The organism is Campylobacter sp. IFREMER_LSEM_CL1097, from assembly GCF_025772225.1.
Taxonomy (GTDB): domain Bacteria; phylum Campylobacterota; class Campylobacteria; order Campylobacterales; family Campylobacteraceae; genus Campylobacter_D; species Campylobacter_D lari_D.
This window is the reverse complement of record NZ_JAKMRT010000010.1, coordinates 13,160-35,342: the sequence shown is the minus strand read 5'-3', so window position 1 is coordinate 35,342 and position 22,183 is coordinate 13,160. Positions and strand designations below refer to the sequence as shown.

Genomic DNA, 22,183 nt, shown 5'->3' with positions numbered 1-22,183 from the left:
TTTACTTCACACAAATGTTTTATTATGCGGTTTTTAAAGGATTAAAATGAAAAAAATAATTTATTTAAGCATATTTTTGATTATACTTATTATAGGGGTGTATTTTTACTTTTTTGTAAATAAGGAAGAATATAATTATCTAACTTATGAGGTTAAAAAACAAGACATTACTCAAAGCATAGAAGCAATAGGTGAAGTTTATGCAAAAACCCAAGTTGATGTTGGTGCACAAGTTAGTGGGCAAATTACTAAACTATATGTAAAATTGGGCGATCGTGTTAATGAGGGTGATTTAATCGCGCAAATTGATAAAGATAAACAACAAAATGATTTAGATATTACCAAAGCTAGACTTGAAAGTGCAAAGGCAAATTTAGAAAGTAAAAAAATTGCTCTTGATATAGCTACTAAACAATACCAAAGAGAGCAAAAGCTTTATGCTAAAAAGGCTACCTCTTTAGAAAATCTTGAAAATCTTAAAAATACTTTTTATGCCTTAAGAGCAAATGTGGCTGATTTAAAAGCTCAAACTACTCAACTTGAAATTTCTTTAAAAAATGCTCAAAAAGATTTAGCTTATACTACTATAACTGCACCTAGTAAGGGTGAGATTATCAATGTAGCAGTTGAAGAGGGGCAAACTGTAAATGCAAACCAAAATACACCAAGTATAGTGCGTTTGGCTGATTTAAGTGAAATGGAAATTCGTATGCAAATAGCTGAAGCTGATATTAATAAAATTAGTGTTGGAAAAAAGGTTAAATTTAGTATTTTAAATGAGCCTGATAAAAAATATGAAGCAACTATTTCAAGCATAGATCCAGCAAATACTACCATAAGCGATGCAACAAGCAATACAAATTTAAACTCAAACTCAAGTACTAGCACTAGCGCTGTGTATTATTATGCAAGGGTTTTTGTAAAAAATGATAATAATTTTTTACGCATAGGTATGAGTACAGAAAATGAAATTGCTATTAAAACAGAAAATAATACTTTAGTTATACCAACTTTAGCTATAAAAAGCGATACAAGTGGTTATTATGTAGAAATTTTAAAAGCCAATAATATAAGTGTAAAAACACCTGTTAAATTAGGCATCAAAGATAGTTTAAATACTCAAATTTTAGATGGTATTAATGAGGGCGATTTAGTTATCATAGGTAAAAATAAAAAATGATACGCTTAGAAAATATACAAAAAAAGATTAATAATACAACTATTTTAGAAAATATTAATCTTTATATTCAAAAGGGAGAATTTGTAGCCATTATAGGACAATCAGGAAGTGGTAAAACCTCTCTTTTAAATATTATAGGCACACTTGATGAGCCAAGTAGTGGAAAATACTTTTTAGATCAATATGAAGTTACAAATTTAAGCAAAGATGAAAAAGCAAGAATTAGACGCGAAAAAATTGGTTTTATTTTCCAAAGATATAATTTGCTTAGTCTTTTAAATGCTAAAGATAATGTAGCCTTACCTGCTGTTTATGCAGGAAAAAACAAACAAGAAAGATCGCAAAAGGCTAAAGAATTACTTTCTTTTTTAGAGCTTGATCATAAAGAATTATCAAAGCCAAATGAGCTAAGTGGTGGGCAACAGCAAAGAGTTTCTATAGCAAGAGCTTTGATGAATGGTGGTGAGCTTATTTTAGCAGATGAGCCAACGGGTGCGCTTGATTCTAAAAGCGGTAAGATAGTTTTAGAAATTTTAAATAAACTAAATGAGCAAGGACACACCGTAGTTTTAGTCACTCATGATAGGGAAATAGCTGCTAGAGCAAAAAGAGTTATAGAAATTAAAGATGGTAAGATTATAAGTGATAATGGTGCAAAAAAAACAGATGAAATAAAAACTAAGTTAATGCCAAAAGAGAAAAAAAGCTTTAATTTGCTTAAAAATCAGCTTTTTGAAAGTTTAAAAATGTCCATAGCTTCCATTGTAGCACACAAACTACGCTCTTTGCTTACTATGCTTGGTATTATCATAGGCATAGCTTCAGTAGTTTGCGTGGTTGCTTTAGGGCTTGGAGCCCAACAAAACATACTTGCTTCTATTAGCTCTATTGGGACTAATACCATAGAAGTTGTTTCAGGGCGTGGCTTGGGAGATATTCGATCAGGTAGAACAAGGCTTAATTTAAGCGATTTAAAAACCTTAAGTTCTTTGCCTTATTTAGAAGCAGTAGAAGCAGATGTGGGTAAAATAGGGGTGGTAACTTATAAGAATAATTCTTTACAAGCTAGAATTTATGGAGTAGGACCAAATCATCTAAGACTTAGGGGTTTTGTGATGGTAGATGGTAGGTTTATTAATAATGAAGATATAAAAGATAATACTAATATTTGCATTATAGATGAAAATGCTTTGAGAATTTTATTTGATAATATCAGCGTTAAAGATGTTTTAGGTAAAAGCGTGATTTTTAACAAGCAACCTTTAACCATAGTTGGTGTTTTAAAAAAAGAAAGAGATAATAAAGGCTTTAGAGCTGATGAAAATACCATTAAAATTTACACTCCTTATTCTACTTTGATGAATAAAATCACAGGAGATAAACAAATAAGAGCCATAGTAACTAAGGTAAAAGATGAGGTAAATCCTGCTTTGGCTGAAGAAGCTATGGTAAAAATTTTAGAGATTAAACGCGGAAAAAAAGATTTTTTTACTATAAATTCTGACGCGATTAAAAATGCCATTGAGGAAAATACTGCTACTTTGACTTTACTTATTTCTTCTATTGCAGTGGTATCTTTGATAGTAGGTGGTATTGGTGTGATGAATATCATGCTTGTTTCAGTAAGTGAGCGCACAAGAGAAATTGGAGTTAGAATGGCTATTGGAGCTAGAAAAGAAGATATTTTAATGCAGTTTTTAATCGAAGCTGTGTTGATTTGTTCTTTAGGGGCTATTTTTGGAGTAATGCTTTCTTTTATCATCATTGAAGTATTTAATTCTTTAAATTTTGGTTTTACGATGATACTTTCATTAAATTCGGTATTTTTAGGGCTTTTAAGTTCGGTTTTAATCGGAGTGGTTTTTGGATTTTTCCCAGCAAAAAATGCAGCAAATTTAAATCCTATTAGTGCTTTATCAAAGGAATGAGATGAGAATATTTTTATTATTTTTTATAGCCTTTTTTTTAAATGCCTGCATAGGTGTAAAATTAGAGCAAGTATCTCAAGAGCAAATAAAAAAAGAATATTTTGAAGATTTTAACGCAAGCAAGGCTTGGTGGGAAAAATATAACAATCAAGACTTAAATAATATCTTAAAAGCTATTATTGATAATAATAAAGACTTAAATATAGCAAGGATTAATTTTTTAAGTACCTTAGCTAGATATAAGCTTTTAAATTTAGATCTTTATCCTACTTTGAGTGGAAATTTTGGTGCAAATATAAGAAAAAATTTAAACAATGGCACAAAAACGCATAGTTTTTCAAATGGCATTATGTTAAATTATGAGCTTGATATATATGGCAAAATTTCAGATCAAGTTGCTAATTCTGAATTTTTAGTAAAAGCAAGTGAGTATGAGTTACGCTCTTTAGAGCTTGATACGATTAATTTAGCGATAAATAGTATTTTTGAATTTATTTATTTCAATGATGTAGATCATTTATTAAACAAACATTTAAAAAATCTAGAGCAAATGCTAGAAATTTATACTACTAAACTTAATTATGGAAAAGTTGAATATATAGATCTTTTAAATATTAAAAAATCTTTATTAAACACTAAACAAAATATCATTACAAATTTGCAAAATAAAGACTTAACTCTTAAAAATATAAAAGACTTACTGGGTAAAGATGATGAGTATTTGATTAATAAAATGCTAAATTATACTCTTGAAGATTTTTCTTTGCAAAAAATTAATTTTGATATAGAATTAAAAATGCTTGCTTATAGACCACAAGTTCAAGCAAAACTAAATCAACTTATGGCTTCTTACAAGGATTATACAAGTGTGCAAAAAAGTATTTTACCTAGCATAAAAATATTGGGAAATTTAGATGGGAATGATAAGAATATTGATGAGAGTTTTAAATTTTTAATTTTAGGAGGCAATGTCGCCATTGACTTACCATTTTTGGACTTTTATAGAGTAAAACAAAATGTAAAAATTTCTGAATTAGCATATCAAGCTCGTTTGGTTGAATATAAAGATGTATTACAAAGAACTATCCATGAATTTAATTTTTGTTATGAAAATGACAAGTATTATAATGATTTGTTAAAATTAGTAAAAAATATCAATATTAATCAAGAAAAAATTACACAGCTATATTTAGAAAAATATGAATTAGGTCGCAGTGAACTAAAAGATTATCTTGATGCGGATGCTTTGCTTATAAATTCACTCCAAGAGCTTAGCAGAGCAAAGCTATCTTTGCTTAAAAATATTAATTTATATCATAATATTGTTTTAATTTCAGAGTAAAAAAGACTAAAAGTGTTTCATTTTGTAATATTATAAGAAAAGAGTGTTGTTTATTTGCGTTGTTTTAAAGTCATTTAGAATACAATTGATAAATAAATCAAACAAAGGAGAATTATGAAATTTGATTTTTATGCAACGCTAGTTACTATGGTTATAGTATTGCTTTTAGGCGTATTTGTCATTAAAAGGGTAAAATTTCTTCGTGATTATAATATCCCTGAGCCAGTTGTTGGTGGTGGGATTGCTGCGATTATTCTTTTGATCTTACATAGTTTCTTCTCATTGGATATTAAATTTGATGAATCTATGAAAGATCCTTTAATGCTTGCATTTTTTTCAAGTATTGGTTTGTTAGCTGATTTTGCTTCTTTAAAAAAGGGTGGAAGAAAATTAGCAATTTTTTTAGTTGTTGTTGTTGGCTTGCTTTTTGCGCAAAATATAGTTGGCATAGGTGTGGCAAGTGCTATGGGGCAAAATCCACTAATGGGACTTATAGCAGGTTCTGTTACAATGAGTGGTGGTCATGGAACAGGTGCAGCATGGGCAGCTGAATTTATTAAAGAACCTTATTTTTACTCTAGTGCAACTACTGTTGCTATTGCTTGTGCTACTTTTGGGCTTATTTCAGGTGGTATCATAGGTGGGCCTGTTGCAAGATATTTAGTCAATAAATATAAGTTAGTAGTTCCAAAGCAAAATGATGATAAAGATGCGATTTTAAATTTCCAGTCTCCAGAAAAAGAAAGACTAATCACACCTTCTTCTTTTATAGAATCTTTGGCATTAATTGCTTTATGTTTATTAATAGGCAGTGCTTTGTCTACTTATATTAAAACAAATACAGGTTTTACTTTACCAACTTTTGTGTATTGTCTTTTTGTAGGTGTGGTTTTAAGAAATGTTTTATCAGCTACAAAAATTCATCATGTATTTGATAGAGAAGTATCAGTTTTAGGTAATGTAAGCTTGTCTTTATTTTTAGCTTTAGCTCTAATGACTATTAATCTTTGGGATTTAGTAACTCTTGCACTACCGATGTTGGTAATTTTAGCTGTTCAGGTTGCTATGATGGCTGCTTATGCTATATTTATCACTTTTAGGGTATGTGGAAAAGATTATGATGCAGCAGTTTTAGCAGCAGGACATTGTGGTTTTGGTTTGGGCGCTACTCCAACAGCTATGGTAAATATGCAAACTGTAACAAATCACTATGGTATGAGCCATATGGCATTTATTATTGTACCTTTAGTGGGTGCGTTTTTCATAGATATAGTAAATGCTTTAGTGATCAATGCTTTTTTGTATCTACCATTCTTTCATTAAAATCATCTAGCACTAAATTGGTGCTAGATTAAATTTTCTTATCTTTACTTTTGCATAAATGATTTAAAAAGCACTCTTTGCATAAAGGATTTTTAGCTTTACATGTATAACGCCCAAAAAGCACCATAGCTTGATGAAGATAGTTTAGATTATCTTTAAAAATTTTAGTTAAGTCTTTTTCGGTTTCTTCAGGAGTTTTGGCTTTGCTAAGATTAAGTCTATGCGAAACTCTAAATACATGGGTATCTACAGCCATGCAATTAGCCCCGCACCATTCTATCATCACTACATGTGCAGTTTTTTGTCCTACACCTGCTAGAGTTTTCAAATCTTGCTCGTCCATTGGAATTTCACCATTAAATTGCTCGCAAACTGCTTGAGCCATTTTGATTAAATTTTGTGCTTTATTATTATAAAATGAGCAAGAATTAATCAAAAGTTTTAAAGAAGATAAATTTGCCTTAGCTAAATCTTGCACGCTAGGGTAAGCTTTAAATAAAGCAGGTGTGATGAGATTAACCCTTTTATCAGTACATTGAGCTGAAAGCATAACACAAACTATAAGTTCATAAGCATTACTAAAAACTAATTCTGTTTTTGCTTGTCCAAAATGTTTTAAAAATAATTCTTTAATTTCTAAATTTCTTTTCATAAACTTATTGTATGTTAATCGGCTTTAAATAAAGTTTAGATATAATAAAATCAACAAAACTATTTCAAAGGAAAAACAATGAAAAAAATTTCTTTAGTTGCTGCGGCTTTATTAACAGGTTTGAGTTTAAATGCTGCGGTGGTTGCAACCCTTGATGGAAACAATATTAGCGATACAGAAGTAAATGAGTTTTTTGCTCCTATGTTAAGAGGTGCTAAAATCACTGACTTACCAGCTGAACAAAAAAAAGCAATCATTGATCAATATATCATCCAACAACTTGTATTAAAAGACGCTAAAGCTCAAAAAATAGAAAATGATCCTTCATATAAAGAAGAATTAGAGCGTGCTAAAGAAGCTATCATGGTAAATATCTATCAAAAGAAAATTTTTGATTCTATCAAAAATGATGATGCTAAGGCTAAAAAATACTATGAAGCAAATAAAGATAAATTTACTAAACCAGCTCAAGTAAAAGCTAAGCATATTTTGGTAACTAGTGAAAAAGAAGCTAAAGATATTATTGCCGAGCTTAGTAAGTTAAGTGGAAAGGCTTTAAATGATAAATTTGCTCAACTTGCAAAAGAAAAATCAATCGACAAAGGTTCTTCGGCTCAAGGTGGTGATCTTGGATGGTTTGCTGAATCAACTATGGTAAAACCATTTGCTGATGCAGCTTTTTCTATGAAAAAAGGTACTATTTCTAAAACACCAGTAAAAAGTGATTTTGGATATCATATTATTTTAAAAGAAGATGCTAGAGCGAAAAGTACTATGAGTTATAATGAAGTAAAAGCAGGTATTGAAAGCAATATCAAAATGGAAGAATTTAAAGAACTTATGAATAAAAAAGCTCAAGAGCTTCGTCAAAAAGCAAAAGTGGAATATAAATAATGGGTGTATTAGATCTTGTCAAACCAGGTGTTTTAAGTGGCGATGATCTAAATACCGTATATAATTATGCAAAAAAAGAAGGATTTGCTATCCCTGCGGTAAATGTCGTGGGGACAAATTCTATTAATGCGGTTTTAGAAAGTGCTAAAAAAGTTAATTCACCTGTGATTATTCAATTTTCAAATGGTGGAGCTAAATTTGTAGCAGGAAAAGCTTGTCCAAAAGCTGATGTGCTTGGTGCTATAAGTGGTGCAAGACATGTACATTTAATGGCAAAAGCTTATGGAGTTCCAGTAATTTTACACACAGATCATGCTGCTAGAAAATTACTTCCTTGGATTGATGCTTTGATTGAAGCAAATATTGAGTTTAAAAAAGAAGCAGGTAAGCCTTTGTTTAGCTCTCATATGATTGATTTAAGTGAAGAGGATTTAGAAAGTAATCTAGGCACTTGTGAGAATTATTTAAAACAAATGTCTGAGCTTGGAATTTCTTTAGAGCTTGAGCTAGGATGTACGGGTGGTGAAGAAGATGGAGTGGATAATACTAATATTGATAATGCAAAATTATACACTCAGCCTGAAGATGTAGCATTAGCTTATGAGAGACTTTCTAAAATTAGTGATAGATTTTCAATTGCAGCTAGTTTTGGTAATGTACATGGAGTATATAAACCAGGAAATGTGATTTTAAGACCTGAAATTCTTAAAAACTCTCAAAATTATGTAAAAGAAAAATTCAATCTTGGTGAAGATAAACCAATCAATTTTGTTTTCCATGGTGGCAGTGGTAGCGATATAGAGGATATCAAAGCAGCACTTAGCTATGGTGTAATTAAGATGAATATTGATACAGATACACAATGGGCTTTTTGGGATGGTGTTAGAGAGTATGAGCTTAAAAATAAAGCTTATTTGCAAGGCCAAATTGGTAATCCAGATGGAGAAGATAAGCCAAATAAAAAATATTATGATCCAAGAGTATGGCTTAGAGCGGGCGAAGAGAGTATGATCAAACGCTTAGAGTGCGCTTTTAGCGATTTAAATTGTATCGATAGAAACTAAGAGTTTTATAACTCTTAGTTAATTTTCCTGTGAAGATTTTAAATTTTTAGAGTAAAATTAACAAAGGTTTATAAAATGGAAGTTAAAACAACTGATGATTTTTCTGATCTTGTATTACCTGAAGGAAAAGGTAGCACAGGAATTGTTGCTTATTTAAAGATTATTTTTATCCCTGCTATATTGTATATTTTAGTGCTTTTAGGGTATTTTGGAAAGATTGATTTTAAAGTAGAATTACATAGTGTTGTAATGATAGGGATTATCTTTTTAGTGGCTTTGATCTTTGCTAGACATAGTGCTGATTATGCTTCAAGTATTTTTGAGCAACAAAAAGATGAGTTTAAGCTGATATTAAAACGCTATATTATGAAGCATTTTTTAGTTATAGGTAAAGAAACAAAGTCAAATGCTAGCTTTGATGATTTTGCATATGCTTATGTGAAAGATTTGAGAAATGAAAATTTTGCTTCTGTGGGTGCAGCTATTTTTCCTATGCTTGGTATTTTAGGAACTTTTATAAGTATAGCCATGTCTATGCCAAATTTTAATTCAAGCGACACAGCAGGCTTAGAACAAGAGATTTCAGTTTTATTAAATGGAGTAGGAACAGCCTTTTATGTATCAATTTATGGAATTTTCTTAGCACTTTGGTGGATATTTTTTGAAAAATACGGTAGTAGTAAATTCCAAAAACTTCTAAATCGTCAAAAAAACGCAACAAGCGATTTTTTTTGGTCTAAAGAAGAAATTGATAGAAAATATCTCCAAGAAAGTTTGCAACATTTTGAAAAAATAGGCACGATTTTTGAACATGTAAGCAATGAGGAATTTTTTAAAGAACTAGATAATACAATAGATAGAAAATTCAAAGTTTTTCAAGAACTTGTAAATGCTGAAGAAAAAGCTGTAAGATTAAGCAGTGAGCATGTAAAACAAACTATGAGTGATTTATCTAAAACCCAAAGAGAGCAAAAAGATATTGTTAAAACTTATAGCGAGATTGCAAATGCGGTAAATATGTTAAATTCAAACATAAAAGATTTAACCTTAAGAATTTCAGAGCAATATAATAGACTCTTAGATGTGAGTTCAGATAAGATTGTGCATTTAGATAAAAGTGTGAGTGCTTTAGATGAAAAGGTAAATAATTTTTCAAATAATATTGAAAAATATCAAAATCTTATGCTTGATAATCAAACTAAACTTTTTGAAGGCTTTAGGGCAAGTATTATAGAGGGCATGCATACTTTTAAAGAAGCTTATGAAGATGAAAAAAATATTGACGAAAAAATTTCACTAATGCAAGAATTTAAAGAAGAAAGCAAAGAATTAGATGAGCAAACCACACAAGTTATTGCAAAGCTTGAAAATCAAAAAGAAGATGAAAAAATAGATGATAAAAAATAATTCTAGCAATGAAGAAAATAATTTTTGGATAGCTTATGCAGATTTAATGGCAGGCTTGCTTTTTATATTTATTTTGCTTATTGGAGCTATAGTTGTTAAGTATGTTTTAACTCAAAGTGATTTACAAATCATAAAAGAAAATTTGCAAAAACAAGAAGAACGCTTAAGAGAGAATAAAGAAGAATTAAACCAAAAAGAAGATATTTTAAAAAGTCTTAGCCAAAAATTAAGTAATACCTCAAGTACGCTTGATAATATCAGCAAACAAAAACAAGCTTTAGAAGCTAATATTACTAAACTTAATCAAGATTTAAATTCAAGTTTAGATGAAAAAGATCAGCAAATTTTTGCTTTACTTGAAAGATTAAATAAAAAAGATGAGGAAATCAAAGAATTAGAGCGTAATTTTGATGAGGCGAAAAGCAAAATCAAAGAACTAGGATTAATCAAAGAAAATACTATCAAAAATCTTCAAGCAAAATTTGATACTAATATTACCTTAGATTCTAATACAGGCGCGATAGTTTTACCTTCTGAAGTGCTTTTTGATACAAATTCTTTTACTCTAAAAGCTCAAGCAAAAGAGAATTTAAAGGCAATTTTAACACAGTATTTTGACAATATCTTAAAAGATGAAAATATCTTAAATAGTATAGAAAATATAGTCATAGAAGGTCACACAGATAGTGCAGGCTCTTATATATATAATCTTGATTTATCACAAAAAAGAGCTTATGCTGTGATGAGTTTTATACACTCATTTTACAAAGATCCAAGATTGCAAAAACTTTTAATGGCAAGTGGTAGATCTTATTCTGATGTGATTATGAAAGATGGTAAAGAAGACAAAGAGGCAAGTCGTAGAATAGAGATTAAGTTTAATATCAATACAAATAATGCTTTAGAAAAGGTTGAAAAATACCTTGATAGCAAGTAGAATTGATGTTTTAAAATACAAAGATTTTGAATTTTTACTTAAAAGAGATGATTTACTAGGTTATATTAATGGAAATAAGGCTAGAAAACTAGCCTTTTTTGAAAAAAATAAACATTTATTTAAAAAAGGACAAAGATTTATTTCTTTTGGCTCCTCTCAAAGTAATGCTTTAGTTGCTTTAGCTAAGTTTTGTTACGAAAATGATTTTTTGCTTATTTTTGTTTGTGAAAAAATGAGTTCTTTTTTAAAAGAAAATCCCCATGGAAATTTAGAATTTGCATTAAAACACAATGTGGAGTTGATAGAAAATATAAATTATCCCACAAGAAGACTGCAAGCTTTAGCCTTGAAAAAAGATGATGATATTTTTATAGAAGAGGGTGTGGCTATAAAAGAAGCTGAATTTGGATACCAGCAACTAGCCTTAGAGCTTAGTGAGCAGTTAAGTGAAAAAGTAAGTATTTTTTTACCTTCAGGTACAGGAACTTCTGCGGCTTTTTTGGCTAAACATAGTAAATTTAAAGTTTTTACATGTGCTTGTGTGGGCGATAGTGCATATTTAAAAGAGCAAATTTTAAGCTTAGAGCCAAATTATGATTTTAATAATTTAACCATACTAAATCCACCTAAAAAATATCATTTTGCTAAGTCTTATTTGGAATTTTATGATCTTTATAAGGATTTAAAAAAAGAATGTGGAGTGGAGTTTGATTTGCTTTATGATATGGTGGGTTTTAAAACTTTATTAGCTCATAAAGAGCAATTTGGTGGAAAAATCTTATATATCCATCAAGGAGGCCTTGAAGGAAATATAAGCATGTTAAAGCGTTATGAGTATAAATTAAAAAATTCCAAAATAAAAAATCACTAAGATAATCAAAGGTATAATAAATTTAACATAATAATACCATAGTTTAAAAATACTTCCTTTTAGGGTATTTTGATTGGAAAGTTCATAAATAGCATCTTTTTTAAGCACCCAACCTACATAAATACAACAAAAAAATGCGGTTAAAACAAAGAATATATTTCCACTAATAAAATCAAAGCTATCAAAAATATTTTTTCCTTTGATGATAGTAATATCTCTTAAAGGACCATAGGTAAGTATACATGGTAAATTTCCTAAAACAAAAATACTTCCAAGTGTTAGATTAATAGCGGTATTTTTAGCTAGTTTAAATTTTTCCTCTAAAACACTAATGATTACTTGATAAATTGGTAAGCTTGTAGTAAGTGCAGCGATGATTAAAAGCAAAAAGAAAAACACACAAATTATACTTCCAAAAGGTATATGTGAAAATGCAACAGGTAAAGTTTTAAAAACCAAAGATGGTCCACTATCAGGGGTTAAACCTACGCTAAATAAAGCAGGGAAAATCATAAATCCAGCAAGCACTGCTATGAGGGTGTTTAAAATTCCTGTATAAACAGAAGTTTTGATTAAATTCTCATTTTTCTTAAGGTGAGATGATAAGGTTATCATTACACCAAAGCCTAAAGATAGGGCAAAAAATACTTGCCCTAAAACATCTATAAATAATTTGGGAGTGATTTTGGAAAGATCAGGAGTAAGGTAAAATTTCACACCCTCGCTTGCTCCTTCGAGAGTTAAATTGCGCGCAACAACAACCAAAAGACAGATAAATAAAAATGGCATAAGGTATTTTACTGACTTTTCTATGCCATCAATCACACCTTTTTTTAAGATAATCCAGTTAATTATCACAAATATAGTAGTAAAAATTCCTATTAATAAAGGATTATTTTCTATAGTAGAGCTATAAAATTCGCTTGTATATTGAGCGTTAATGGGACTTGAAAGATTAAAATCACCTATGATGATTTTAAAAATATAAGCTAAAACCCATCCACCTATTACCATATAATAAGCCATGATTCCAAAACTTCCCAAAAGTCCCATATAGCCAACACCTTGCCAAGAATTAGATATTTTAACTCCATCGCTTGTTTTTCCGCCAAAAGCATCGACTGAATTTAGCATTCTGCGTCTTCCTATGACATTTTCGACCAAAATCACAGGAATTCCTATAAAAATCATAGCTATACAAAAGGCCAAAACATAAGCACCGCCTCCATTTTCACCCACTAAATATGGAAAACGCCAAGTGGCTCCAAAACCAATAGTCGCTCCTGCTACTGTAAGGATATAAGTTAGCGTATTGCTCCAAGTTTGTCTTTGCATGCTTTTTCCTTGCTAAATTTAAATAAAAAATATTTTAAGATAAAAAATAATACCATTATGCCAAATTTTTATTTATTTTTTTATCAAATTAAAGGAAAATCCATGCAAAAAAAGAAAATTTTGTTTTTAGGTGCAGGATATGCTACTTTATCGGCTATAAAAGCCTTACCTGATGAGTTTTTTGAAAAAGCACAAGTGAGTTTGATTAATAACAATTCTTATCATTATCATACTATTTTACTACACAAAGTAGCTTCAAATGAAAATATTTATAGTTCAAAATATGATCTTTTACCTTTATTAAATCCAAAAATCAACTTTATCCAAGATGAAGTTTTAAAAATTTCTAAAGACAAAGTTTTTACTAAAAATAATGAATTTGACTTTGATATTTTAGTATGTGGGCTTGGTTTTGCCAAAGAAACTTTTGGTATTAAAGGTATGCAAGAATATGCTTTGAGTATAGATAATTATGAAAATGCTTTAAAAATTAATGAAATAATATATGAGAAAATAAAAAATTACAAAACCACCCAAAATGAAGATGATTTAAAAATCGCAGTTTGTGGTGGGGGTTTAAGTGGGGTTGAATTTGTAGCTTCTTTAGCTAAAGAGCTTAAAATATTTTGTCAAAAAGAGCAAATTTCTTATGAGAAATTAGAACTCTCTATTATTGAAGCTATGGATCAAATTTTACCTATGTTTGATAAAAGTTTGGCTCTAAAAACAAAGCAAAGACTAGAAGCACTTGGTGTGAAAGTATATGAAAAATCTAAAATTATAGAATGTGAAAAAAATGGTATAAGGCTTGATGGGGGAGAATTTATTAAAGCTAATACTATTATTTGGACTGCAGGAGTTAGAGGTAATAGTGTTATAGAAAATAGCTCAGATTTTCCAAGCACAAGATCGCGTATAGAAGTAGATGCTTTCATGCATCCATTAAATGTTGAAAATGCGTCAAGATACTTTTTTATAGGCGATAATAGTTTATTTAAAAACCCTAAAACTAACACTCCATATCCTCCAACAGCCCAGCTTGCATTAAGAGAAGGAGCTTATGTGGCTAAAGCTTTAATGGCTATGATTGATGAGAAAGAATTTAAACAAGAATTTTCTTTTGTGAGTGGAAATACCGTTTGTTCAATCGGAAAAGATTATGCAGTTGGCACGGTTTTACATAAACCAATTAGCGGTCTTTTGGCAATAAAACTTAAAATTTTTATAGAAAAACTATGGCAATATCAGCTTGAAGGATTGAAAGGTTTTTTGAAATAAAATTAATTTTAAATAGAGTCCTTTAAGGAACTCTATTTAAAAATTCATTTGCATCTACATAGCCTATAATGCGTCCTTTTTCTTCACTTTTGTTAAAAAATATCATCACAGGAGGCCCAAAAACTCCAAATTCTTTCATAAGAGCTAAATCTTCTTGGCTATTGTGTGTTACATCTGCTTTTAAAAGTGTGTAATTAGCAAGTAAATTTTGTACTTTAGCATCTGTAAAAGTATATTCTTCTAAGAGCTTGCAGTTTTCACACCAAGCGGCTGTAAATTCAAGCATAACAGGTTTGGTAGAATTTTGTAATTCTTGCTTAAGTTCTTTTAAATTTTTAATGGTTTTAAAACTTAAACTAGGGCTATTTTCTTTTGAAGTAAGGTTAAACTCAAGAGGTTTTAGTAAGCTTTTTGAACCCATTGAGCCGCCTAAAATTAGGCTTAAACTATAAGCTAAAATTAAAATCATACTTGCTTTTTTAAATTTATCAAAATTAGTTTTAGCTTCATCAAATAAACCCATAAAACTAACAAAAAATACCCCTATAATTCCATAAAGTATCAAAATGATATTTACACTAAGTATTCTTTCTAGCATCCAAACTGCCATAATGAGCATGATAAAACCAAAGAAAATCTTTATCTTAAGCATCCAAGCCCCACTTTTTAAAAGATTTCCTCCAAGACCTATTAAAAGTAAAGGCATGCCCATACCAAAACTCATCACAAATAAAGAAAGTCCTCCTAAAAATACATCGCCACTATTAGTAATATAAAGCAAAGCCCCTGCTAAAGGTGCAGCCACGCAAGGTCCTACAATAAGAGCTGATAAAAAGCCCATGATAGCTATACCAAAAACCCCGTTTTTGCCTTCTATTTTTTTATTGATAAAATTTTGAAATTTAAGTGGCAGTTGTAATTCATAAAAGCCAAACATAGAAAGTGAGAGCAATACAAAAATACCTGCAAAAGTAATGATAATCCAAGGTTGTTGTAATAAACCTTGCACATTAGCTCCTGCAAGGCCCACTAAAGCACCTGCTATAGCATAAGCTAAAGACATAAAAAAGACATAGATAAAAGATAAATAAAAGCTATGTTTTTTAGATGGTTTGTCTTTGAGCTTCATTGCAATTAATGAAGAAAGAATAGGTATCATTGGTAAAATGCAAGGAGTAAATGCTAGTAATAAGCCATAACCAAAGAAAGTCAAAAGTGTGATAAATATATTTTGCGTACTTAAATCATTAGCAATTTGTTCATCTTCATTTTGCTTTTTAAATTGATCTTTAGTGGATTTTATAGCATAAATTCCATTTTGTTTATTAAGCTCATAATTTACATATACAGGACGATAGCATAAACCTTCTTCTGAACAACCTTGATAAGCTAGGGAAAGTTTTGCTTTGTTGTTTTTAATAAAATCATCTAATAATAATTGAGGTATGAAAAGTTCAAGTTGGCTAAAAATTACTTCTTTGTTTTCTCTAGTTTGAGTTTGTGGGAAATTTAATAAAGAAGTAATATCATTAGAGTTTAATTCTACTTTGATTTGATCTTTATAAAGATAAATTCTATCTGCAAGATTGATTTTTAAAAAAATTCCTTGATTATTGCTGTGAGTATTGAGTTTAAAGGCTTCATTAAGTGATAATACTCCATTGTTAGCAAAAGCTAAATTTAAAAAAATAAAAAATACCGCTAAAAAACGCATTTTTCTCCTTGAAATTGAAAATTAAATTTGTTTTATTTTACTTATTTGTGGTAAATTTAAGTTAATAATTATCCTAAATTAAGGAGTTTGTTGTGGATAAGGATAAATTTACTCTTATTAAAGTGAAAAAATCAACACTTGAGTATGAAAGCGAGCTTAGAAGATTACAAATCGAGCTTTTAAAATTTCAAAATCATGTCAAAGATAAAGGATTAAAAGTTTTGATTTTAATTGAAGGGCGTGATGCAGCAGGAAAAGGTGGTGCTATTAAAAGATTAATTGAACATTTAAATCCTAGAGGTTGTCGTGTGGTAGCACTTGAAAAACCAAGTGATGTGGAAAGAACTCAGTGGTATTTTCAGCGTTATGTGACACATTTGCCTGCAGCAGGAGAGATAGTGATTTTTGATAGATCTTGGTATAATAGAGCAGGGGTGGAACCTGTGATGGGCTTTTGTACTCCAAATGAGCATAAAAAATTCTTGCGTGAGGTGTCTTCTTTTGAAGAAATGCTACTTGATAGTGGAATTTTATTTTTTAAATTTTATTTTTCAGTTTCCAAACAAGAGCAAAAAAGGCGTTTTGAGCAAAGGAGAACAGATCCGCTAAAACAATACAAACTTTCTGTTGTTGATGAAAAATCACAAGAATTATGGGATAAATACACTCTAGCCAAATATTCTATGCTTTTAGCTTCTAATACACCAAAATGTCCTTGGGTGATCATTAATTCAGATAGTAAAAAGAAAGCAAGGATAAATTTATTTAAATATCTACTTAATTCTTTAGAGTATCCAAATAAAATTAAAAATAAGTATTTTAAATATGATAAAAAATTAGTCCGTAGCGGTGAGGAAGAAATTCGTAAGATGGAACTTAGTTTAAATGATGAAAAACTTAAAAAATTTGATAAAAAATAAAGGCTAGAATTGAATCATCTTTTTATAGTGCGTAATAAATTTAATGAGCATAAAAAAATCAGTCCAAAGGTGTTTGCAGTTAATGCCTTTTTGCTAGCATTTTTATTGTTTTTATTTTTTTATTTATCTTTTTTAAGCGCTAGTTATAATTTTGATTTTATGGCAATTTATGAGTATAAAGACAAAATGATACAAGGTTTTTTTACGAGTTTTTTTATTAGTGTTTTGTCTTTGATTATAGGTGTGATTTTTGCTTTGATTTTGTGTTATATGAGTCTTTGTAAAATCGTACTTTTTAATATGTTTGCAAGAGTTTTTATAGAGCTTATTAGAGGCACACCTTTGCTAGTGCAAATTTTATTGATTTATTATATTTTTGCAGATAATTTGGGGCTTGATAATCGCTATGTTTGTGGAGTTTTGATTTTAGCTTTATTTGCTAGTGCTTATATTTGTGAAATATTTAGAGCAGGGATTTTAAGTGTTGATAAAATGCAATATGAAAGTGCTAAGGCTTTGGGTTTGAGTGAGTTTGAAATTTATAAAAGTGTGATTTTTCCTCAAGCTTTAAAAAATATCTTAGCACCACTAAGTGGACAACTTAGTAATTTGATCAAAGATAGCTCTCTTTTAAGCGTTATAGCTATTTCAGAATTAACTCAAAATGCTCAAGAAATTAATGCTTTTACCTTTTCTACTTTAGAAATTTATATTCCCTTAGCGCTTTGTTATTTGGTTTTAACTTTACCTATTTCTATGTTTTCAAGAAAGCTTGAAAAGAGTTTTTCTTAAAAGAAAAACTCAAGCTTTTGTTCTTTGAAAACTTCTTGCATATCTTTGAGATATTTTTGACTTAGTTTATCAAAAAGACCATTTTTTTTAGATTTTAAAATAAACTCATTGAGCTCTTCTTTTAATTTGGTATTGTTTTTATTTAAAGCTATGGCCCATTGCTCAGGTGTTTTTTCAAAAGGGGTAAAAATAGCTTTTGTTTGCTCAGGATGTTTTTTCCATGCTTTATAAATACTCATTTGATCATAAATAAAAGCATCAGCTTTTGCTTGAATGACTTCTAAAATAGCTGCATTTTCTTTATCAAATACTAGGATTTTTGCATTTTTAAGATTTTTTTGAGCATATAAATGCGCACTTGAACCTCTTTTTAAAGCAAGGATTTTTCCTTTTTGATTTAAATCTTCTATGGAATTAATATTTGATTTTTTAGCGCTTAATATCGCTAAATTTGCCTTAGCATAAGGCAAGGTAAAATCTATTACTTTTTTTCTTTGCTCGCTTATACTCATAGAAGACATGATTAGATCTATTTTTTGAGTTCTTAAAGCAGGTATAAGTCCATCCCAAGCTATGTTTTGAATTTTTAAATCATAGTTTTTTTCTTTGGCAAAGGCTTGTAAAAACTCTACACTAATACCACTTGGATTGCCTTTAGTATCACTCATTTCAAAAGGAGGGTAGGCCAGTTCCATACCTACGATTAATTCTTTTGCATGAAGTGTAAAAAATAAGCTTAGTAAAAAAAGTATTTTTTTCATTTTTTAACTCCAAATTTAGCCAAAGCTTTCTCATAATCTTCTTTTGTATCTATACCTATGCTTTGACTTTGTATTTTTAACATTTTGATTTTTTTGCCATTTTCTAAGGCTCTTAATTGTTCTAATTTTTCACATTCTTCCAAAGCTGAGTTTTTCAAAGTACAAAATTCTTGTAAATTTTTAACCCTATATGCATAAATTCCAAGGTGGGCTTTAAAATTTTGTTTATAATTTGCCCTTTCATAAGGAATTTTAGATCTTGAAAAATATAAAGCATAATCATTACTATCAGTAACTACTTTAACCAAATTTGGATCATCACAAGCTTTCGCATCTACTTCTTTGTAGCAACTACTCATAAAACAAAGCTCATCTTCAAAAGCTTTTTGGCTAAATTCTTTAAAATCTTTAATATTTTGTGTTTCTATAAAAGGCTCATCAGCTTGGACATTAATAATTAGCTCATTTTCATTTAGTTTTAAAATTTGACAAGCTTCGTTGATCCTATCAGTGCCACTTTCATGATTTTTGCTTGTTAAAACTGCTTTTATATTGTGTTTTTGTGCTATTTTTAAAACCTCTTCATCATCAAGTGCCACATACACTTCATCAACTTCTTGCATTTTTTTAGCTGTATAAATAAACATAGGTAAATTATCAATCTCACATAAAATTTTATTTTTAAAACGACTTGATTTTAATCTTGCTGGTATGATTATCATTGTTTTATCCATTCTATAATAGTTTGTTTTAGATTTTTGAGTTTGTAAACTTGATTTTGTTTTTGAGTGCTTGTAAATAAGCTTGCAATATTTGGATGAATTTCTTGCTTAAATTCTTTTGCAAGTTCTTGCATACAAGCTTGTTCATCTTGACATTCTTTGTTATAAATTGCTTGATACATACTTGGGGTAAATTTACTCCATTGTGCTGTGGAAGTGATGAGTGTCGTGGTGTTAGAATCAAGCATTTTAAAGCAAGTGCAAGTGTGAGGATCTAAAAGTCCTAAGTGGCTGTATTGTTTGATATATTGCATACACTCATCATCATTGCAAAAATCAGCTTCAAAGTCTTCTTGTAAAAGCTCTAGTTCTTTTTGGCTAAGCTCATAATATTTTTCATTCTTTAAAGCTTGCATTAACTCTTTGGTGCGTTCATCTTTGAATTTATCAAAAAGTAATCTTTCTATATTTGATGATATGAGTATATCCATAGCAGGGGAAATAGTCTTTTGCAAGCTTTTATTTCTTAAATCATATTTGCCTGTATTAAAAAACTCACTTAAGATATTATTTGAATTGGAAGCAATTTTAATTTTACCTATATTTGCTCCCATTTTTTTAGCATAATAAGCTCCCAAAGCATCGCCAAAATTTCCACTCGGCACAATAATGTCTATTGTTTTATCAATTTTTAAGCTAGCATAGTAATGATAGATGATTTGAAAAAGTATTCTTCCAAAATTAACCGAATTTGCAGCACTTAGACTTAACTTTTCTTCTTTTAAAATATTTTTAAAATCCTCATCATTCAAAAGTGTTTTTAGAGCATTTTGTGCATCATCAAAATTACCTTCAATGGCTATGGATTTTAAATTGCTTGCATTTGAATGTGTCATTTGTAAAGCTTGAGTTTTACTTGTACCTTCATTTGGGTAAATACAAACTACTTTTATGCCTTTTTTATTTTCAAAGCTTTTTAGTGTAGCAGGTCCTGTATCACCACTTGTAGCGCACATGATTAAAAAATCATCATCTTTTTTTAAGTATTCTAAAAGCACGCCAAAAGGTTGCAAAGCCATATCTTTAAAAGCTCTTGTTGGCCCATGGAATAATTCATTAATATAAAGCTTATCATTGATTTTTTTCAAATTAATAGGGCAGGTTTTATCATCAAAACTCTCATAAGTTTTCAAAGCTTTTTCAAAAACTTCAAGCTCTAAATCAAAATCAAAAGCTGCGATAATTTTTAAAGCTAATTCTTTGTAATTTAAATTTTTTAAAGCTTCATTATCAAGCTTTGGCAGATTAAGTGGTGCATATAAAGCATTATTAGATGCACTAGGGCTAAGTAAGGCCTTTGAAAAGCTTACTTGGTGATTTTTATCTTGGGTTGAGTGTAGTAACATTTTTTTCCTTATTGTTAAATTTATCAATATAATCTTGCAAAATTTGCTTAAAGCCGTCTTTTAAAATAATATCAAGATGAATTAATTCTGTTTTAAAGCCAAAATCTTTTACCTTGACATAGTCTTTAAAGGTTAGCATTAAGGTGTCACAATTGTGTTTTTTTAAAAGTTTTTCTAATTCTTCTTTTTTGAAAGTATAATGATCAGCAAAAAAATAACAAGCCCTAGCTTTAATAAAATGCTCATATAATCTAAAAGGCTTTGCAATAGAGCTTATTAAAATAGCTTTTTGATTTTCTTTTACATGAGAATAACGCACAAAATCTTCATTTTCTTTAGCTATAAAATCAGCCCTTTTAGCAAAAGATTTTGGCAAACGATAAGCCCCGCTAGGTAGGGTAAAATCAAAAAAAGGCTCATCTTTGCTTTGTAATAAAATACTAAGTTTTTTAATATGAAATTTAGAAAAAGCATCGTCTAAAAGTATGATCTTTGCTCCAAGTTCGATAGCTTTTTGTATGCCTTTAACTCTATCTTCACTTACTATCACTCCACTAATGTGCTTTGTAAGTGCATACTCCATAGCTTCATCGCCACTTTCTTTAATGCTGCATAAAATTTTATCTTTGTGTTTAACGATGATTAAGCCTTCACTTTGTCTTTTATAGCCTCTTAAGATGATAAAACAATTTTCAAACTCAGCAGCTATGGCTTTACAAATGGGAGTTTTTCCATTGCCTCCTAGGGTTAGATTACCTATGCTTATAATGGGTAAATTAAAATCAAGTTCTTTTTTAAATTTAGTATTTAAAATAGCTATAATCATATATAAAAAGCTAAAAGGTAAAAGCAAAAAGGCTAGAATTTTTTGCAAAAAATTAGGTTTAAAAAAATACCGATCAAGCCAAGTCATATGTATTCTTTAATGTTGTTGGAAGTTTTCTTTTAAAGGCATTATTTTGCACACGCTCTAAGACTAAATTTTTTAAATTCTCATCAAAATTTTCTAAGCTTTGATTATTTTCTAAAGCTTTTAAAACTTCATCTAAAACTTCATATTTATAGCCAAGATCTTTTTCATCGCTTTGATTTGGCCAAAGATCAGCACTAGGGGCTTTTTGTATGAAATTTTCATGTACACCTATAAATTTAGCAAGCTCGAAAACTTCACTTTTATAAAGTGTAGCTAAAGGATTAAAAGCGCAAGCTAAATCTCCATAAATAGTTCCATAACCAAGCATAAGTTCGCTTTTATTAGAAGTGCCTACCACTAAAGCATTATGCAAGGCTGAATAATCATAAAGCAAGCTCATACGCACTCTTGCAGCTAAATTCCCAAAGCGTAAATGGCTTAAATCTTGACAAATTTTTTCATAAGCACAAAGTACTTCATCAATATAAATGATCTTATGATGAATTTGCAAATCTTTACAAAGCATTAATGCATCATCTAAATTTTCTTTTTTAGAATATTTTGTAGGCATTAAAAGCACAAAAAGTTTTTCACCTACTGCTTTTTTGCAAAGATGAGCTACTAAAGCTGAATCTATCCCACCGCTTAAACCTAAGATGAGATTTTTATCTCTTGCTTGTTCTTTTATAAAATTGATCAATAATTCTTGTAATTTTGTATAATTCATAAAAAATCTTTAAATAT

20 protein-coding genes are annotated in these 22,183 nt (G+C 29.5%); 12 read left to right on the top strand and 8 right to left on the bottom strand.

All coding sequences use genetic code 11. From position 1 onward, the window contains the following. Nucleotides 1–46: 46 nt before the first annotated feature. The 4 genes from L8W64_RS05585 (at nucleotide 47) to gltS (ending at nucleotide 5,773) form a co-directional block, all read left to right on the top strand. Nucleotides 47–1,180, top strand: coding sequence for an efflux RND transporter periplasmic adaptor subunit (locus L8W64_RS05585; protein WP_263673107.1), 1,134 nt, complete (start codon nucleotides 47–49; stop codon nucleotides 1,178–1,180). Then, the gene (locus tag L8W64_RS05580) at nucleotides 1,177–3,108 is read left to right on the top strand and encodes an ABC transporter permease (protein WP_263673105.1); all 1,932 of its coding nucleotides are present in this window, start codon (nucleotides 1,177–1,179) and stop codon (nucleotides 3,106–3,108) included. Before L8W64_RS05585 ends, L8W64_RS05580 begins: the two co-directional genes overlap by 4 nt. Nucleotide 3,109: 1 nt before the next feature. After that, a complete protein-coding gene (locus L8W64_RS05575; RefSeq protein ID WP_263673103.1) occupies nucleotides 3,110–4,450 on the top strand; it encodes a TolC family protein in 1,341 nt (446 codons plus the stop codon). A 114-nt stretch (nucleotides 4,451–4,564) separates the two neighbouring features. After that, complete coding sequence (gene gltS, locus L8W64_RS05570; protein ID WP_133318821.1) at nucleotides 4,565–5,773, top strand: sodium/glutamate symporter; 1,209 nt, start codon at nucleotides 4,565–4,567, stop codon at nucleotides 5,771–5,773. A 28-nt stretch (nucleotides 5,774–5,801) separates the two neighbouring features. Here gltS and nth read toward each other — a convergent pair whose 3' ends face one another. Beyond that, complete coding sequence (gene nth / locus L8W64_RS05565) at nucleotides 5,802–6,425, bottom strand: endonuclease III (protein ID WP_133318822.1); 624 nt, start codon at nucleotides 6,423–6,425, stop codon at nucleotides 5,802–5,804. Nucleotides 6,426–6,503: 78 nt separating this feature from the next. Here nth and L8W64_RS05560 point away from each other — a divergent pair, with 78 nt between their 5' ends. The 5 genes from L8W64_RS05560 to L8W64_RS05540 all read left to right on the top strand — a co-directional run bounded on the left by L8W64_RS05560 (nucleotide 6,504) and on the right by L8W64_RS05540 (nucleotide 11,598). Then, complete coding sequence (locus L8W64_RS05560) at nucleotides 6,504–7,319, top strand: peptidylprolyl isomerase (RefSeq protein ID WP_133318823.1); 816 nt, start codon at nucleotides 6,504–6,506, stop codon at nucleotides 7,317–7,319. Next, nucleotides 7,319–8,383, top strand: coding sequence for a class II fructose-bisphosphate aldolase (fbaA, locus tag L8W64_RS05555; protein WP_220567107.1), 1,065 nt, complete (start codon nucleotides 7,319–7,321; stop codon nucleotides 8,381–8,383). Before L8W64_RS05560 ends, fbaA begins: the two co-directional genes overlap by 1 nt. A 75-nt stretch (nucleotides 8,384–8,458) precedes the next feature. Beyond that, entirely contained in the window at nucleotides 8,459–9,790 is a 1,332-nt protein-coding gene (locus L8W64_RS05550; protein ID WP_039626332.1) for a MotA/TolQ/ExbB proton channel family protein, read from the top strand. Beyond that, nucleotides 9,777–10,727, top strand: a complete 951-nt coding sequence (locus L8W64_RS05545) for an OmpA family protein (protein WP_133318825.1) — start codon at nucleotides 9,777–9,779, stop codon at nucleotides 10,725–10,727. Before L8W64_RS05550 ends, L8W64_RS05545 begins: the two co-directional genes overlap by 14 nt. Next, a complete protein-coding gene (locus L8W64_RS05540) occupies nucleotides 10,714–11,598 on the top strand; it encodes a 1-aminocyclopropane-1-carboxylate deaminase/D-cysteine desulfhydrase (RefSeq protein ID WP_263673101.1) in 885 nt (294 codons plus the stop codon). The genes L8W64_RS05545 and L8W64_RS05540 overlap by 14 nt, the downstream gene beginning before the upstream one ends. On the opposite strand, the gene L8W64_RS05535 is transcribed toward L8W64_RS05540, so the two are convergent. Next, the gene (locus tag L8W64_RS05535) at nucleotides 11,569–12,933 is read right to left on the bottom strand and encodes a sodium-dependent transporter (protein WP_214126899.1); all 1,365 of its coding nucleotides are present in this window, start codon (nucleotides 12,931–12,933) and stop codon (nucleotides 11,569–11,571) included. The genes L8W64_RS05540 and L8W64_RS05535 overlap by 30 nt on opposite strands. Nucleotides 12,934–13,035: 102 nt before the next feature. Here L8W64_RS05535 and L8W64_RS05530 point away from each other — a divergent pair, with 102 nt between their 5' ends. Next, nucleotides 13,036–14,211, top strand: coding sequence for an NAD(P)/FAD-dependent oxidoreductase (locus tag L8W64_RS05530; protein ID WP_263673099.1), 1,176 nt, complete (start codon nucleotides 13,036–13,038; stop codon nucleotides 14,209–14,211). Nucleotides 14,212–14,233: 22 nt separating this feature from the next. Here L8W64_RS05530 and dsbD read toward each other — a convergent pair whose 3' ends face one another. Then, on the bottom strand, nucleotides 14,234–15,925 hold the full coding sequence (gene dsbD, locus L8W64_RS05525; protein WP_263673097.1) for a protein-disulfide reductase DsbD: 1,692 nt from the start codon (nucleotides 15,923–15,925) through the stop codon (nucleotides 14,234–14,236). A gap of 77 nt (nucleotides 15,926–16,002) precedes the next feature. On the opposite strand from dsbD, the gene ppk2 reads away from it, so the two are divergent. Next, nucleotides 16,003–16,845, top strand: a complete 843-nt coding sequence (gene ppk2 / locus L8W64_RS05520; RefSeq protein ID WP_220567128.1) for a polyphosphate kinase 2 — start codon at nucleotides 16,003–16,005, stop codon at nucleotides 16,843–16,845. A 9-nt stretch (nucleotides 16,846–16,854) separates the two neighbouring features. After that, entirely contained in the window at nucleotides 16,855–17,637 is a 783-nt protein-coding gene (locus tag L8W64_RS05515; protein ID WP_263673095.1) for an amino acid ABC transporter permease, read from the top strand. On the opposite strand, the gene L8W64_RS05510 is transcribed toward L8W64_RS05515, so the two are convergent. The 5 genes from L8W64_RS05510 to L8W64_RS05490 are packed head-to-tail and all read right to left on the bottom strand — an operon-like array spanning nucleotide 17,634 to nucleotide 22,166. Then, nucleotides 17,634–18,398: a transporter substrate-binding domain-containing protein gene (locus L8W64_RS05510; RefSeq protein ID WP_133318832.1), complete on the bottom strand. Its 765-nt coding sequence runs from the start codon at nucleotides 18,396–18,398 to the stop codon at nucleotides 17,634–17,636. The two genes, L8W64_RS05515 and L8W64_RS05510, sit on opposite strands and share 4 nt — an antisense overlap. Then, entirely contained in the window at nucleotides 18,395–19,120 is a 726-nt protein-coding gene (gene kdsB / locus L8W64_RS05505; protein ID WP_133318833.1) for a 3-deoxy-manno-octulosonate cytidylyltransferase, read from the bottom strand. The genes L8W64_RS05510 and kdsB overlap by 4 nt, the downstream gene beginning before the upstream one ends. Then, nucleotides 19,117–20,526: a threonine synthase gene (gene thrC, locus L8W64_RS05500; protein ID WP_263673091.1), complete on the bottom strand. Its 1,410-nt coding sequence runs from the start codon at nucleotides 20,524–20,526 to the stop codon at nucleotides 19,117–19,119. Before thrC ends, kdsB begins: the two co-directional genes overlap by 4 nt. Further along, complete coding sequence (locus L8W64_RS05495) at nucleotides 20,501–21,439, bottom strand: tetraacyldisaccharide 4'-kinase (protein WP_263673089.1); 939 nt, start codon at nucleotides 21,437–21,439, stop codon at nucleotides 20,501–20,503. Before L8W64_RS05495 ends, thrC begins: the two co-directional genes overlap by 26 nt. Continuing rightward, nucleotides 21,426–22,166 carry an NAD+ synthase gene (locus L8W64_RS05490; protein WP_263673088.1) on the bottom strand — a complete coding sequence of 247 codons (741 nt, stop codon included), beginning with the start codon at nucleotides 22,164–22,166 and terminating at the stop codon, nucleotides 21,426–21,428. Before L8W64_RS05490 ends, L8W64_RS05495 begins: the two co-directional genes overlap by 14 nt. Between the last annotated feature and the right edge of the window lie 17 nt (nucleotides 22,167–22,183).